We start from the raw sequence: 14170 nt of genomic DNA, 5'->3' as shown, positions 1-14170 counted from the left end.
CGCCCGGTTGACCGGGCGCGCCCGCGCTGGATCAGCCGGCCCGGCGCCGTCTACGCACGATGCCGACCGCCGCGTCGACGAGCACGAACCCGATCAGGCTGACCCCCAGCATCGGGACGAACCAGCCGACCACGGCGGCGAGCGTGACGAGCGCCGCCAGAGCCGGCCACGGCAGACGCCGCAGGCCACCGCGCGGTGCCGGCCTGCCGAACCGGAGACCACTGGCGCCGCGTGGCCGGCGCAGCCACCACATCCGGTAGCCGTAGAGCGTCACCACGATCAGACCGATCGCGAGCATCGCCAGCGCCACCTGGTTGACGATGCCGAACAGGATCCCCATGTGGGCGCCGATGACCCAGTCGGTCACCTTCGCCATCAGCGGCCAGTCGGCGAAGTCGACCCGGTCGACGACGCCGCCGGCCGGGTCGACACTGATCGCGTCGTAGCGGGTCGGCCAGCTGCGCTTGTTCTCCGCCGCCGTCCAAGCGCTGCTCGCGTCGGCCGGCGGCACCAGGTAGAGCGGATCGCCCAGCCCCGCCTCGCGCGCAGCGGCGACCACCCCGTCGACGCCGGCGCCGTCGGTGAAGACGGCGTCGGGGTCCGTCGCGGTGGCCGAGCCCCCGTGCGCGCCGTGGTGGCTGTGCTCCGCCGCCACGCCCCCGGGTGCCAGCGAGGTCGACGGGGTCGGCTCCGACCACGACAGCGCCGTACGCACCTCGCCGATGTGGTCACCCGCGAACCGCGACCAGGTGAGGCCGGAGACCGAGAGCGCCAGCACGCCCAGGAGCGCCCAGACGCCGATGACCGCATGCCACGACACCACCCGCAAGCGGCGGCGCCTTGCCGCCAGGTCCGGCGTCACGAGACGCCTCGCGAACCCGAGGCGCCCACCGCCCCGGTCCCGGCGGATCCGGGTCTGGCGACCGATCCACAGCATGAGCCCGCCGAGCGCGACGACCCACAACCAGCTGGCGGCCAGCTCGCTGTAGCTGCGTCCGAGAGCACCCAGGTGGAGGTTGCGATGCAGCTCGTCGAGCCAGGCCCGGAAGCCGAGCCACTGCCCGAAGCTGCGCACCTGGCCTTCGACGGTGGCGGTGTAGGGGTTGACGAAGACCGACATGTCGTAGTCGGCAGGGACAGTCTCGTCGGTGAAGACCACCCGCGTGCTGCGGTCGCCGGCCTGAGGGACGTCGACACGGACGATGTCGCCCCCAGGGTGGCTCTGCCGGGCGGCGGCGACCTGCTCGGCGTACGAGACCCGTGGGCCTGCAGGGGTCACATGGGTGAGGTCGTGGTAGGCGACCTGCTCGACCTGCGGGGCGAGCGTGTAGAGCAGACCGGTCACCGAGGCGACCAGGATGAACGGAGCGACCAGCAGGCCGGCGTAGAAGTGCATTCTCAGCACCAGCGGCCGGATCAGGGGCCACCAGGTGCGGCCTCGGTGCTCGACCGGGTCTTGAGCCCGGTCGTGGGGCGGGGCGACCTGGTGCAGCCCGGCGGGGGCCGCTGGGGACGTTGCAGTGGAGACGTCGACACGTGTCGAGACGTCGGTAGGTAGGGACATGTGCTCTCTCGCGAAGATGGGTGCACGTGGCAGCGCCACCGGCGCGGTGCCGGTGGTCGTCTCGTGCGATGGATGGGGTCAGGCGCAGAGCAGCGCCGGCGGACCCCTTCGCGGTCGGGCGTACGCCCACAGCCCGGGCTGCGGCACGGCGTGGCGCACCATGACCGGCTGCGTGCCGCGCGCCGCGGGGCGCACGATCGGCAGGCACCGGGTGACGACGTCGAACGCCCGGCGGTGAAGCACCCAGGCCAGCACCGCGAGCACCGCAGCAGCCCCGTGCGCGAGCAGCATCGAGGACTGACCGGAGGCATGCTGGTGGGTCGTCGTCGGCTCGGCGAGAGCGGCGAAGACCTCGTGCAGGCCCAGCTGGGTCACGCCGGCCGCGACCGCGCCGCCGAGGAGCCCCACGCGGCGCTGGAGCACCACGAGACCGGTCGCGAACACGGCCAGAGCAGCCGCGGCCAACCAGCCCGCGCTCGGCAGCTCGCCGCCGGCGGCTAGGTGGGCCAGCGCCGCACCGGTGGTGATCTCCAGGGTTGCGAGCAGGGAGAGCCACACGCTGCCGCGCGTCGGCCTCACCACTCGCAGCTCCATCGGGCTCAGGCGTCCTGGGGGCGCTCGACCGGCGTGTGGTTGCGCGCGAGCAGCCAGATCATGGTGCCGTAGCAGGCGATCCGCAGCGCCCAGCCGACGGCGGTGCGCAGGATGCCGAGGGCGAGGATCGCCCAGTCACGGTCGATGGCGCCGCTCCAGGCCAGGAACCAGATCGGCCCCTGGATGGCCGCGCCGATCGCTCCGGGCGCCAGGAAGAGCCAGGTCAGCCGTGAGCACAGCCGCACGATCTGCTTGTCCTGGTGCCAGGCGAGCGGATCGCCGCTGGCGACGCCGATGAAGAAGCCGAAGATCGGCCAACCGATCAGGCACAGCCCACCGACGACCACCGTGTAGCCGATGCTGATCAGGATGCCGGGCAGGAAGTAGGCCAGCGCCTGCTCCTCGGCCGAGCCGCCCATCGACTGGGTCAGCCGCACCACAGCGAAGCCGATGAGGATGCCGAAGATCGCGTTGCCGACGTACTGCATGGTCGAGCGCTGCACGAGCCGGGCGACCAGGAAGAGGACCGCCGTCGCGGCGGAGGCGATCAGCGCGACCTTGAGATCCTTGGTGACGAGCCAGGCGATCGTGAAGACCAGCCCGGGCACGCCGGCCTCCGCCATGCCGCGTACGCCGCCGAGACCGGCCGACATCTGACGGCGCACGACCGCCTCGACCGTGTCGACGCTCGGGTGGTTGCGGTCGTGAGGGGTCTGGTCGTGAGGAGCCTGGTCGCCCTCGGCGGCCGGCCCCTCGGATGCGGGGTTCTCAGAAGCAGCGCTCACGTGTGGTTGGCTCACTCGTTGGGGTCCGGTATCAGCTCGTAGCGGGGGTTGAACAGGATTCGTTGGCCGTCGTTGCGGCCGATGCGCCCCTGCACCTGCAGGGACCGGCCCGGGTTGATGCCGGCGATCCGCCGGCGGCCCAGCCAGATGATGGTCAGCGTGCCGGAGCCGTCGAAGAGCTCGGCCTCCAGAGCCGGGACGCCACCCCGTGGCCGCAGCGTGATCGTACGCAGCGTGCCACGCAGCCTCACCTGCTCCCGGTCGGGCGCCTCGGCGATCGAGGCGACGTCCTTGGCGACGTAGGCGGCCCGGATCTCGCTCGCGTCGATCGAGGCGGTGTTCGCCCACTCGCTGAGCTTCGCGCGCAACCTGCCTTTGGACATCGCGGATCGACTACTTCTCGACGCGGCGAGCGTTGGGGGGAAGCTTCACCTCGAGCGCCTCGCCCTTGGGCTTGGCCTCCTGACCACGGCGCACGACGACCTGCTCGAGGATGCGCTCCCACTCCTTGCCGGCGTCCGGCTCCATCGCAGGGCGGCCGAGCAGGGTTGCGCGCAGCATCCAGCGCGGCCCGTTGACGCCGATGAGGCGGGTCTGCTGCACGGCAGGCTGGCCGTCCTCGAGCTTGACCTTCATCTGGGTGATCAGCTCGGTGCCCCACGGACCCTGCAGGTCGGCGGTGGCGCCGCCTCGTTGCTGCACGTCTTCACGCAGCATCGGCAGCGACTCGTTCCACATGTCGGCGTCGCGGGGCGCGGCGAAGGCGCGCAGCTCCATCGCGCCGTCTTCCGCGGTGAGCATCACGGCCGCGATCTGGCCGGTCTGCTCGTCGACCTGCAGGCGCAGCTCCTTGCCGGGGGCTGGCGCGAGCATCATCGACCCGAGGTCGACCCAGTCGTCACCGATCAGGCCGTCGGGGGCGGAGTCGATGTCGAACGGGCCGACGGCGGGCGCCGCCGGGGTGGCCCGGGTGGCATCGGTGAACCCGTCTCCGACCGATGCAGAGGCCTCTCCCCGGTGGGAGGGCGTGGACTTGCGACGGAACTTCACGACCATCTGCTTTCAGGTTGCGGTGAGGAGCTGCGGGGAGACTTATCTAACACTGACCTCTCAGCGGTTGGCGAAGCCCCCGGTAGAACCGTATCCCCCCGCGCCTCGAACCGAGTCGGGTAATTGGCTCACCTCGACGAAACGAGCCTGCTCGACACGCTGGATCACGAGCTGGGCGACCCGGTCGCCGCGGCGCAGCTCGATGGCCTCGGTCGGGTCGAGGTTGATCAGCGCCACCTTCACCTCGCCGCGGTAGCCGGCGTCGACGGTGCCGGGAGCGTTCACGATGGAGAGCCCGTGCTTGGCCGCGAGCCCGGAGCGCGGGTGCACCAGACCCACGTAGCCGACCGGCAGGGCCATCGCGATGCCCGTCGGCACCAGGGCACGCTCCCCCGGCTTCAGGGTCACGTCGACCGTCGTGTGCAGGTCGGCGCCGGCATCCCCCGGACGGGCGTACGCCGGCGGCGGCAGCTCCGCATCCAGGCGCACCAGGGCTACTTCTAGATCAGACACATCCCGCACCTTAGAGCCCTTCGGAACTCACCCGATTCGTGACTCACTTGACGAGCGTGAAAAACTCCCGAATCGTGAGCACCCCGGCGTATGAGGAACGACTGACCGTGCCGCTGAGGTGGTGGGTCCAGGGAGTCATGTTCCTGGCGACTTTGTGGATCGCGGTCATCTTGTGGGTTCCGCCCGCCCTCGCCTGGGGCATCACCGCCTCGACCGTAGGGCTGTTCGCGCTCGCGATGATCGTCTACGGCAACGCCCGGATCACGATCGCCGACGGCGTGCTGCGCGCCGGCCCGGCCCGTATCGAGGCGAGGTTCCTGGGCGAGGCGGTCGCGCTCGAGGAGACCGAGTCGCACCACCTCGCGGGCCGCGACGCCGACGCCAGGGCCTATCTGCTCCTGCGCCCCTACCTCAAGCGCGCCGTGCGGGTCACCATCGAGGACCCTGCCGACCCCACTCCCTACTGGCTCCTCTTCACCCGCCACCCGGTGGCGCTCGCGAAGCGGGTCAACGCGCTGCGCGCGAGTCTCTGAGCAGCAACCAATCGCGAATGCTCTAGGCTCGACCCATGTCCAAGTCCACCAATGCCGACAAAGGTGACAAGGTCTGGGCGATCATGGCCCTGGTCACCGGACTCGGCGCCGCGAAGGTCACCAACAAGGTCCTCACCTCCGGCTGGAAGGCGTCCACGGGACGCAAGCCACCGGCCAACCCCGCCGACCCGGACGTACGCCTCGCCGAGGCCGTGCTGTGGTCGGCTGCTACGGGCGCAACCGTCGCGATCGCGCGGATGTTCGCCCAGCGTCGGGCCGCCAACTACTTCGTGAAGTCGGCCGGCCGGTTGCCGAAGCAGCTGGAGAAGGACGAGAGCTGAACCGCTCCTGAGATAGAGTGAAGGCCGCACGGGATGTCCCGTGCGGCCTTCACTCTGTCTCTCGGCTTGCGCCGGGCTCCGCCGAGTCGGCGCGTTTGTACAGAGCGCTTGCTAGCGCAAGTTATACAAACGCGCCGACTCGGCGGCTTTTGACTGTGCTACGCACAGTCAAAGCAGATCATCTTCTTCTCGTCAGCGAGCTGACTGCGGTGGTGGACCAGGAAGCAGCTCATGCAGGTGAACTCGTCCTCCTGCTTGGGCTTGACCTCGACCGCGAGCTCCTCGTGACTGAGGTCGGCCCCGGGGAGCTCGAACGACTCAGCCGCTTCGGTCTCGTCCTCGTCGACCTTGCCCGAGTTCTTGTCATGACGCCGAGCCTTGAGCTCTTCGATGCTCTCCTCGGACTGGTCTTCTTCATTCTTACGCGGTGCGTCGTAGTCCGTCGCCATATGCGCCACTCCCCTTCTCACTCATCTTCAGTCCCCCCGCGCGCCCCCGAGGGCAGCGGCACGGCCCGTGATTGTGCACCATCAGCGTCCATTTCGCACACTCAATCGGAACCGCGTCGCCGAAACGCTCATCCATCTGGCGGTATTCCCTATCACGGGAGCAGATGTGCGAAGAGTTTCGGGTGGGTGAACGCGGCTGTGACCAGCGGTGTCCGGGGCCTTCCCGGCCGCTGATCGGTCATAGATCTACAGCAACCGGCGGCAATCAGTCGGGTGCGACACCCGGGAGCGAGTCAACTGGCAGAAAACCGGCCTGAACAGCCGCTTCCCGCAGCGAGTCGAATCCATGAGCGGGGGCCACCAGCACGAAGCGCCGCCCGCCCGCACCGGTCGTGGCCTCCCAGCGAGCCCCGGCACCTTCGGCCACCAGACACGCGGCGGCGTGGTCCCACAGGTGCACACCCTCCTCGAGGTAGCCATCGATGTTTCCCGAGGCCACCGCGCAGATGTCGAGGGCCGCCGACCCGATGCGACGAACGTCACGTACGACCGGCAGCAGCCGCACCAGCGCCTCCGCCTGCACCTTGCGGAGCCCGGCGTCATAGGAGAAGCCGGTGGCGACCAGCCGCTGCGCGAGATCGGCCGGCAGACGTACGCCGACTGGCTCGCCGTCCTTGACCGCCGCCACCGAGCCGTCGGGCTGGCGGAAGGCGGCATAGAGGGTGCCGCGAGGCACGTCGACGACCGCGCCGGCGACAATCTCGCCGTCGTACTCGGCGGCGATCGAGACCGCATAGCTCGGCAGGCCGTAGAGGAAGTTGACGGTGCCGTCGATCGGGTCGACGATCCAGCGCACGCCGCTGGAGCCGGTGGTGCTCTCGCCCTCGCCGGACCCCTCCTCACCGAAGAAGCCGTCGTCGGGACGCTCCGTGGTGATCAGCCTCCGGATCAGCGCCTCCGTGTCGCGATCGGACTCGGTGACGACGTCGGTGGCGCTCGACTTGGTCGCGGCCACCGTGACCACGCCGGCCGCCCGCTCGCGCACCAGCTCGGCGGCTGTGCGTGCGGTCGCCACGGCGAGAGCGAGCAGGTCTCCGGGCTTGGGCGCCACCTTGTCCGTCATGGCCTCGACCCTACGTGGCCGCTCACTCGGAGTACTGGGGCGAGTCGGCCCCGGCGAGCGTCGGCAGCTGGGAGCGCTGGTTGAAGCAGCAGCCGGCCGGGCAGCGGTCGGGGCCGGGCCCGCGGCTGCCCACCACCGCACGCTCCGTCGCCTCGCCGCGCTCGACGGCGGCGCGCTCGACCACCAGGTCGCGTACGGCAGCCACGAAGCGCGGGGCCTCCCCCGCCGTCGGGCTGCGGCGCGCCTGGATGCCGAGCTTCTCGGCGGTGGCCATCGCCTCGGTGTCGAGGTCGTAGACGACCTCCATGTGGTCGGAGACGAACCCGACCGGGCACATCACCACGGCGCTGCCCCCGCCGTCCTCAGGGGCCTTGGCGGCCAGCTCCTCGAGGTGGTCGTTGACGTCCGGCTCGAGCCAGGGGATGTGCGGTGCGCCGGAGCGGCTGCAGTAGACGAGGTCCCACTCGTGGGTGACGCCGCGCTCGGCCGCGACCCGCTGGGCGATCACGTCGGCGACGTCGAGGTGCTGGGCGACGTACGCCCCGCCGTCGGGGCCGGCGGCCTCGTTCATCGCGGTCGGGATCGAGTGGGTCACGAAGAGGATCCGCGCCCCGTCGCGCTCGGCTTCGGGAAGGTCGGCGATCGAGGCGAGCACGCCGTCGACGACCGGCTCCACGAAGCCCGGGTGGTTGTAGTAGTGGCGCAGCTTGTCGAGCACCGGAGCATCCTCGACGGCCCCCGACCGCTCGCAGGCCTCGAAGAGGTTCTCCCGATACTGCCGGCACGAGGAGTAGGAGGAGTAGGCGCTGGTGGCGAAGACCGCTGCCCGCTCGACCCCGTCGGCGCGCATCTGGGCGACCGCATCGCTCAGGTAGGGGTCCCAGTTGCGGTTGCCCCAGTAGACCGGCAGGTCGACGCCGCTCGCGGCCAGATCGCTGCGCAGCGCCGCCAGGAAGGCACGGTTCTGGTCGTTGATCGGTGACTTGCCACCCCGGTCGAAGTAGTGCTGCCCCACCTCGACCAGACGCTCCCGCGGGATCCCTCGCCCCCGGGTGACGTTCTCGAGGAAAGGCACCACGTCGTCGGGCTTCTCCGGCCCGCCGAAGGAGACGAACAGCAGCGCATCGTAGGGAGAGACATCCACCCGCCCATGATATTTCACCGGGCTGAGACGCCGCTGAGCGGCTCCTCCTACTCCACCACCGAGGAGTAGACGACGACGCCGCGCTTGATCAGGTCCATCGTCTGGTGGGCGGTGCGGCGCAGGGGCACGTCGCCGGCGGCGTCGGCGACCTGGCCGCACAGGTCGATGAGCTGTTTGACCCAGCGGACGAAGTCGCCGGCGGCGAGCTCGACCTCGCCGAGCACGTCGTCGAGCTCGTCGCCCTCGGCCCAGCGGTAGGCCGCCCAGGCGAACCCGAGGTCGGGCTGGCGCAGGAAGTCGAGCTTGTGGTCGCGCTCGAGGGCGTCGAGCTGACCCCACAGGCGTACGGTCTCGGCGATGACGTCCTTGACCCGGCCGCCCGGCAGGCGGGGCGCGGCGGCGTCGTCGGCGCGCCGGGCCTCGTAGACGAGCACCGAGAGGGCCGCGGCGAGCTCGGAGGGGGTGAGGTCGTCCCAGAGGCCTTCGCGGAGCGCCTCGGCGGCAACCAGGTCCATCTCGGAGTAGAGCCGCATCAGGTGGGTGCCGCGCTCGGTGACCTTCTCACCGTCGAGGTAGTCGAGTGCGACCAGCACCTCGCAGACCCGGTCGAAGGTGCGCGCGACCGTGTTCGTACGCGCCTCCACCCGGCGACGCAGCGTGTCGGTGTCACGCGAGAGCTTGAACCAGCGCTCCGCCCAGCGCGCGTGGTCCTCGCGGTCGGGGCAGTCGTGGCACGGATGCATCTTCATCTCACGGCGCAGCTCGGAGATCTGGGTCTCTACCGAGCTCTTCCGCTCCTTGCGCGCGGTGGGCGAGCCTTCGTACGGCACCGGCCGCAGGTCGAGCGTCTTCTCGCGCAGCCGCGAGGCCATGTCACGGCGCATCTGCGGGTTGCGGCCGTTGAACGACTTCGGCACCCGGAGCCGGGTCTGGGCCGCGATCGGCACGTTGAAGTCCATCATCGCCAGCCGCCTGGCCTGCCGGTCCTTGGTGACCACGTAGGGGCGCGGCCCGTCGGGGTCGAAGCCCGGGTCGACGACCACGGCATAACCGGCGAACTTGCCGGTCGGCACGTCGATGACGTCACCGACCTTCAGCTTCGAGAGCGACTCGATGATCTCCTCGCGCCGGTCGGCTCGCCGCTCGCGGGAGGACGACTTCTCGATGTCGGAGATCTTGCGGCGGATCGCGGCGTACGCCATGAAGTCGCCCTTCTCGCAGGTCGCCGCCTCCTGATAGCCCTCCAGCGCGTCCTCCGCCTTGCGCACCTGCCGGGCCAGTCCCACGACGGCCTTGTCGGCCTGGAACTGGGCGAAGGACTGCTCCAGCAGCTCGCGTGAGCGCGCCCGGCCGAACTGGTGCACCAGGTTGACCGCCATGTTGTAGGACGGCTTGAAGCTGCTTCGCAGCGGATACGTACGCGTCGATGCCAGACCGGCGAGCTCGCGCGGGTTGAGCCCCTGCTGCCACAGCACCACCCCGTGACCCTCGACGTCGAGGCCGCGCCGGCCCGCGCGACCGACGAGCTGGGTGTATTCGCCCGGGGAGAGGTTGACGTGGGCCTCGCCGTTCCACTTCGAGAGCTTCTCGATGACCACCGTGCGTGCCGGCATGTTGATGCCGAGCGCGAGGGTCTCGGTGGCGAAGACAGCCTTGACCAGGCCACGCAGGAACAGCTCTTCCACGACGGTCTTGAACGCGGGCAGCAGCCCGGCATGGTGGGCGGCCACTCCGCGCGTGAGCCCGTCGAGCCAGTCGTGGTAGCCGAGCACGTGCCGGTCCTCGTCGGGCAGGTCGGCGCAGGCCTCCTCGACGAAGTCGATGATCTCGTCGCGCTCGTCGGGGGTGTTGAGCCGGAGGTTGGCCTGGATGCACTGCTGCACCGCGGCGTCGCAGCCGACCCGGGAGAAGACGAAGTTGATCGCGGGCAGCAGGTTGTCGCGCTGGAGTGCGGAGATCACCTCGACCCGGCTCGGGATCCAGACCCGCCGCCCGTTGCCCACGCGCCGGTTGCCGCCCGAGTTTCGCCCCTTGCGCTTGTCCTTGGGCGTACGCCGGTCCGTCATCCGTCCGGCAGCCCAGTCATCGCGCGCCAGCTTCATCAGCTCGCCGTTGACCGGGGCGCCTTCCTTGACGAACCCGGCGGCCGCGTCGACGTCGGAGGAGGCGAACAGGTCCATGATCCGGCGCCCGGCCATCACGTGCTGGTAGAGCGGCACCGGCCGCTTCTCCTCGATGATCGTGGTGGTCTCGCCGCGCACGGTGGTGAGCCACTCGCCGAACTCCTCGGCGTTGGAGACGGTCGCGCTCAGCGAGACGACCGAGACCGACTCGGGCAGGTGGATGATCACCTCTTCCCACACCGCGCCGCGCGAGCGGTCGGCGAGGTAGTGCACCTCGTCCATCACCACGAAACCGAGACCCCTCAGGGTGCGCGAGCCCGCGTAGAGCATGTTGCGCAGCACCTCGGTGGTCATCACCACGATCGGCGCCTCGCCGTTGACGACGTTGTCGCCGGTCAGCAGGCCGACCTTCTCGGCGCCGTAGCGCCGCACCAGGTCGTTGAACTTCTGGTTGGAGAGCGCCTTGATCGGCGTGGTGTAGAACGCCTTGCGACCGGTGGCCAGCGCCAGGTGGATGGCGAACTCGCCCACGATCGTCTTGCCCGACCCGGTCGGTGCGGCGACCAGGACGCCTTTGCCGTCCTCGATCTCCTTGCACGCCTCGGTCTGGAAGTCGTCGAGGCCGAAGTCGTAGAGCGAGGCGAAGTCGCGGAAGACCGGATGGTCCTTGTCGCGCTGGTACGAGGCGTACTTCTCCGCTGGCGAGGCGTCCATGCGCACGAGCCTACGGGGTGGCCGTGGCGCACCGGAGGTCAGATCACCGAGGGGACGTCGGGGTCGCCGATCCGGTCGGTGCGGTCGCCTGCCTTGCGCTTGTCGTGGGCCCTCGCGATGACCTCGGAGATCCCGAAGAGGATCACCATCGGGACCGCCATGATCGTCATCGTGAACGGGTCACCCGACGGGGTCGCGACGGCCGCGAAGACGAAGGAGCCGACGATGATCCAGGCACGATACTTGCCCAGCGCGGCGCCGGGCAGCACCCCGATGCGGTTGAGCAGGATCACGAAGACCGGGATCTCGAAGGCGATGCCGAAGACCAGCAGCGTACGACTGAGGAAGCTGAGGTAGTCGTTGAACTCGACCACGTTGGTCAGGCCGTCGGGCACGAAGGTGAACAGGATCTCCAGGCCCTTGGGCAAGGTGACGTAGCCGAGCACGACACCGACGAGGAAGAGGGGGCCGGCGACGGCCACGAAGATGCGCGACATCTTCTTCTCGTGGGCGTGCAGCCCGGGCATCAGGAACGCCCAGACCTGGTAGAGCCAGATCGGGCTGGTGCCGATGAAGGCGGCCAGACCGCAGAGCTTGAGGTAGAGCAGGAAGCCACCCGCTGCTCCGTTGGTGGTGCCGAGCGTGTCGGCTCCCCCGGCCTCCTTGAGGATCTTGGAGGCGTTGAGATACGGGTCCATGACCAGCTGGAAGAGCGGGTCGAAGAAGAACAGCGCGACGGCGAAGCCGACCACGAGGGCGAGGCTCGCCTTGATCACCCGCGCGCGCAGCTCACGCAGGTGGTCGGAGAGCGCCATCCGGCCGTCTTCGCCGATGGCATGCTTGGGGGTGCCGCGGAAGATCGCGACAACACCGGCGATGGACAATGTGGGCCTCAGTTGCCGGAGAGGCGCTCGCGCTCGGCCTTGATCTCGGCCTCACGACGCTCGAGCTCGCTGATGCGCTCCTGCTCGGAGGCGGTGAGCTCGGCCGGCTTCTCCGTCTTCTCGCCCTTCGCACCCTTCTCGTCGTCCTCGTCGCGCAGACCCTTGGTCTCGGACTTGAAGATCCGCAGCGCCTGGCCGGTGCCGCGGGCGAGCTCGGGAAGCTTGGCAGCGCCGAAGACGAGGATCACGATCGCCAAGATGATGAGCCACTCGGCTCCCTGCGGCATACCGATCATTGGAGTGAACATCAACTACCTCATCTACGTCTAGGGGAACGCCAGAAGTCTACGCGCCCGTACGGTACAGGCCGAGCGCCTGCCTCGCAGTCGTGGCAAACGATTCGGTGAACGTTTCGTCGTCGAGCACCTCGGCATAGGGCGCCAGCCGGAGCACGAGACGGGTCAGCCAGCGCTGGTCATAGACCCGCAGCCCCACCTCGAGCCCGCCGCCGGGCACCTCGACCGGGTCGATCACCGAGTAGTACTCACTGACCCAGCGGGCCTCCGGGGCCAGCCGCACGCGCACCACGGTGCCGGAGTCCGTACGCTCCAGCAGCCCGGCCGCGTCCTCGGCGCTCGCGCCGTCCTCGGGCTCGGTGGCCACCGGGGTCTCGAGCACCTCCGCGCCGCGGATCCGGTCGAGCCGGAAGCTGCGCGGCGCCTGCGCGCGATGGCACCAGGCGTCGAGATACTCGATGTCTCGGATCGAGACCAGCGCGCGGGGGTCGATGAGCCGCGAGGACTCCTCATCACGCGCCGGCACCCAGTAGTCGATACGCACCTGCCGACCCTGGTCGATCGCGGTCGCGAGAGCGGCGTGGATCTGCACCAGCGTGGTGTCGACCGGCTCGTCGCCGGGGTCGACGCTGCCCGCCGCCCCCTCGGCCGCGGCCTGCTCGAGCTTGGCGAGCGTACGGTCGACGACCTCCTTGGTCGCAGCCGCCACGGCACCGCCGCGCAACGCGCGCAGGGCGACGATGACGGCGGTGGCCTCGGTCGGGGTGAGCCTGATCTGGCGGTCGAGATAGTCGGCGTTGGAGATGCGGATGACCCGGTCTCCGTCGGGCTCGGTCAGCGCGTCGATGTCGACGTCGATCAGGTCGTCGGGGTAGCCGCCGGGGAGCCCGCACATGAAGAGCACCTGCAGGTCCTTGACCAGCTGCTTCTCCTCGACACCGAGATCGGCCGCGGCCTTGTCGAGGCGTACGTCGTCGTGCTGGGAGTAGAGGTAGGGCACCAGCTTCAGCAGACGCTCGACCTGCCCCTTCGCCCCGGCTGCCTTGGCCGGGCCTTTCGCGGCCGCGCTCATCGGTCGGCTCCCTCGAGGCGACCCACCAGCCGTGCGAGGCGGTCGGCGACCTCGCGGCGCAGGGTCTCGGGCTCTTCCACGAAGGCGTCCGGACCGTGTCCGAGCACGGCTCCGGCCAGGTCGGCGGGCACCCGGGTGAGCACGACGCGGTCCCAGTCGTCGTTGCCGTCGGGCCCGCGCACACCGGTCTCGGCCGAGTCGGCGGCGCGCCGCAGCGTGTGACCGCTCCCCTGCTTCAGCAGCAGCACGGCCTTCCCCGTGGACGGCGCCGGCGCGAGATCCCGTGCGATATCGCGTACGTCGATCCCGGCGGGCACCTCGAAGGCATCGAGCTCGCCGACCGCCTGCGCCTCCCCCAGCACGCGGGAGAGCCGGAAGATGCGGGTGTCGTCGCGGTCGACGTCGTGACCGACGGTGTACCAACGACCTGAGTAGCGGACCACGCCCCACGGCTGCAGCCTCCGGTGGGAGGGCTCGGCCGCCCGGGAGCCGCGGTAGTCGAACTCGACGACCTGCCGATCCTGGGTCGCGGCGACGAAGGTGTCGAAGGAGCCCTCCTCCGCGGCCAGCCGAGGCTGCACGATCTCCAGCGCGGAGACGTCGGTCTCGTGGCCGGCGGCGTTGAGCTTGCGGACGGCGTCGGTGGTCGCCTCGGCCATCGAGGCGTTCTCCCACACCTTGGTGGCCAGGCCGACGACCGCGAGCTCGTCGGCCTCCAGGGTGATCGGGGGCAGCGCGAACTGCTCGGGGCTGATCCGGTAGCCGACCTCGTCCTCGAAGAACGAGTCGATCACGCCGGTCTCGATCGGCACGCCGAGGCTGCGCAGCTCCTCCTTGTCGCGCTCGAACATCTTCTCGAACGCTTCACCGGCCGACGTCGGGTAGAGGACCTCGCGGATCCGCTCCTTCGACACGTTGTCACGCTGCACGAGCAACATGATGAGCAGGTTCATCAACCGCTCGGTCTTACCCGCCGCCACGGTGT

16 protein-coding genes are annotated in these 14170 nt (G+C 69.8%); 2 read left to right on the top strand and 14 right to left on the bottom strand.

The features are described 5' to 3' along the window. Window positions 1–31: 31 nt before the first annotated feature. The 6 genes from FB381_RS11270 to dut form a co-directional block, all read right to left on the bottom strand. Window positions 32–1564 (bottom strand): PepSY-associated TM helix domain-containing protein, encoded by a 1533-nt coding sequence (locus tag FB381_RS11270; RefSeq protein WP_141780378.1) that lies wholly within the window; start codon window positions 1562–1564, stop codon window positions 32–34. A gap of 78 nt (window positions 1565–1642) precedes the next feature. Beyond that, the gene (locus FB381_RS11265) at window positions 1643–2146 is read right to left on the bottom strand and encodes a cell division protein FtsQ (protein ID WP_246088065.1); all 504 of its coding nucleotides are present in this window, start codon (window positions 2144–2146) and stop codon (window positions 1643–1645) included. A 17-nt stretch (window positions 2147–2163) separates the two neighbouring features. Continuing rightward, window positions 2164–2943, bottom strand: a complete 780-nt coding sequence (locus FB381_RS11260) for a DUF3159 domain-containing protein (protein WP_246088064.1) — start codon at window positions 2941–2943, stop codon at window positions 2164–2166. A gap of 11 nt (window positions 2944–2954) precedes the next feature. Beyond that, entirely contained in the window at window positions 2955–3326 is a 372-nt protein-coding gene (locus FB381_RS11255) for an OB-fold nucleic acid binding domain-containing protein (RefSeq protein ID WP_141780376.1), read from the bottom strand. Between the two features lie 10 nt (window positions 3327–3336). Next, window positions 3337–3999, bottom strand: coding sequence for a DUF3710 domain-containing protein (locus FB381_RS11250; RefSeq protein ID WP_141780375.1), 663 nt, complete (start codon window positions 3997–3999; stop codon window positions 3337–3339). Window positions 4000–4053: 54 nt separating this feature from the next. Further along, window positions 4054–4506: a dUTP diphosphatase gene (dut, locus tag FB381_RS11245; protein WP_211352393.1), complete on the bottom strand. Its 453-nt coding sequence runs from the start codon at window positions 4504–4506 to the stop codon at window positions 4054–4056. A 74-nt stretch (window positions 4507–4580) separates the two neighbouring features. On the opposite strand from dut, the gene FB381_RS11240 reads away from it, so the two are divergent. Together FB381_RS11240 and FB381_RS11235 are read left to right on the top strand one after the other, a co-directional pair. After that, window positions 4581–5039 carry a DUF3093 domain-containing protein gene (locus FB381_RS11240; protein WP_141780373.1) on the top strand — a complete coding sequence of 153 codons (459 nt, stop codon included), beginning with the start codon at window positions 4581–4583 and terminating at the stop codon, window positions 5037–5039. Between the two features lie 35 nt (window positions 5040–5074). Then, the gene (locus FB381_RS11235; RefSeq protein WP_141780372.1) at window positions 5075–5380 is read left to right on the top strand and encodes a DUF4235 domain-containing protein; all 306 of its coding nucleotides are present in this window, start codon (window positions 5075–5077) and stop codon (window positions 5378–5380) included. A gap of 158 nt (window positions 5381–5538) precedes the next feature. Here FB381_RS11235 and FB381_RS11230 read toward each other — a convergent pair whose 3' ends face one another. From FB381_RS11230 to FB381_RS11195, 8 genes are all read right to left on the bottom strand, one after another. Then, the gene (locus tag FB381_RS11230) at window positions 5539–5829 is read right to left on the bottom strand and encodes a DUF4193 domain-containing protein (RefSeq protein ID WP_141780371.1); all 291 of its coding nucleotides are present in this window, start codon (window positions 5827–5829) and stop codon (window positions 5539–5541) included. A 265-nt stretch (window positions 5830–6094) separates the two neighbouring features. After that, window positions 6095–6952, bottom strand: a complete 858-nt coding sequence (locus FB381_RS11225; RefSeq protein WP_141780370.1) for an inositol monophosphatase family protein — start codon at window positions 6950–6952, stop codon at window positions 6095–6097. A gap of 22 nt (window positions 6953–6974) precedes the next feature. Next, the gene (locus FB381_RS11220; protein WP_141780369.1) at window positions 6975–8096 is read right to left on the bottom strand and encodes a ferrochelatase; all 1122 of its coding nucleotides are present in this window, start codon (window positions 8094–8096) and stop codon (window positions 6975–6977) included. A 47-nt stretch (window positions 8097–8143) separates the two neighbouring features. After that, on the bottom strand, window positions 8144–10933 hold the full coding sequence (locus FB381_RS11215; RefSeq protein ID WP_141780368.1) for a DEAD/DEAH box helicase: 2790 nt from the start codon (window positions 10931–10933) through the stop codon (window positions 8144–8146). A 38-nt stretch (window positions 10934–10971) separates the two neighbouring features. Continuing rightward, window positions 10972–11817 carry a twin-arginine translocase subunit TatC gene (gene tatC, locus FB381_RS11210; protein ID WP_141780367.1) on the bottom strand — a complete coding sequence of 282 codons (846 nt, stop codon included), beginning with the start codon at window positions 11815–11817 and terminating at the stop codon, window positions 10972–10974. Window positions 11818–11825: 8 nt separating this feature from the next. Then, window positions 11826–12104, bottom strand: a complete 279-nt coding sequence (gene tatA, locus FB381_RS11205; protein WP_342778401.1) for a twin-arginine translocase TatA/TatE family subunit — start codon at window positions 12102–12104, stop codon at window positions 11826–11828. Window positions 12105–12162: 58 nt separating this feature from the next. Further along, on the bottom strand, window positions 12163–13185 hold the full coding sequence (locus tag FB381_RS11200; RefSeq protein WP_141780365.1) for a helix-turn-helix transcriptional regulator: 1023 nt from the start codon (window positions 13183–13185) through the stop codon (window positions 12163–12165). Next, on the bottom strand, window positions 13182–14165 hold the full coding sequence (locus FB381_RS11195; protein ID WP_141780364.1) for a helix-turn-helix transcriptional regulator: 984 nt from the start codon (window positions 14163–14165) through the stop codon (window positions 13182–13184). Before FB381_RS11195 ends, FB381_RS11200 begins: the two co-directional genes overlap by 4 nt. Window positions 14166–14170: the final 5 nt, after the last annotated feature.

Source organism: Nocardioides albertanoniae (assembly GCF_006716315.1).
Classification (GTDB): Bacteria; Actinomycetota; Actinomycetes; order Propionibacteriales; family Nocardioidaceae; genus Nocardioides; species Nocardioides albertanoniae.
The sequence above is the reverse complement of the archived record's forward strand: the minus strand, read 5'-3'. Positions and strand labels throughout refer to the sequence as shown.

Bases quoted from the DNA above. Each gene is read 5' to 3' on its own strand.
- FB381_RS11270 (WP_141780378.1), bottom strand. From the start codon at position 1,564: ATGTCCCTACCTACCGACGTCTCGACACGTGTCGACGTCTCCACTGCA.
- FB381_RS11255 (WP_141780376.1), bottom strand. From the start codon at position 3,326: ATGTCCAAAGGCAGGTTGCGCGCGAAGCTCAGCGAGTGGGCGAACACC.
- FB381_RS11225 (WP_141780370.1), bottom strand. From the start codon at position 6,952: ATGACGGACAAGGTGGCGCCCAAGCCCGGAGACCTGCTCGCTCTCGCC.
- tatA (WP_342778401.1), bottom strand. From the start codon at position 12,104: ATGCCGCAGGGAGCCGAGTGGCTCATCATCTTGGCGATCGTGATCCTC.
- FB381_RS11235 (WP_141780372.1), top strand. From the start codon at position 5,075: ATGTCCAAGTCCACCAATGCCGACAAAGGTGACAAGGTCTGGGCGATC.
- FB381_RS11230 (WP_141780371.1), bottom strand. From the start codon at position 5,829: ATGGCGACGGACTACGACGCACCGCGTAAGAATGAAGAAGACCAGTCC.
- FB381_RS11250 (WP_141780375.1), bottom strand. From the start codon at position 3,999: ATGGTCGTGAAGTTCCGTCGCAAGTCCACGCCCTCCCACCGGGGAGAG.
- FB381_RS11215 (WP_141780368.1), bottom strand. From the start codon at position 10,933: ATGGACGCCTCGCCAGCGGAGAAGTACGCCTCGTACCAGCGCGACAAG.
- FB381_RS11200 (WP_141780365.1), bottom strand. From the start codon at position 13,185: ATGAGCGCGGCCGCGAAAGGCCCGGCCAAGGCAGCCGGGGCGAAGGGG.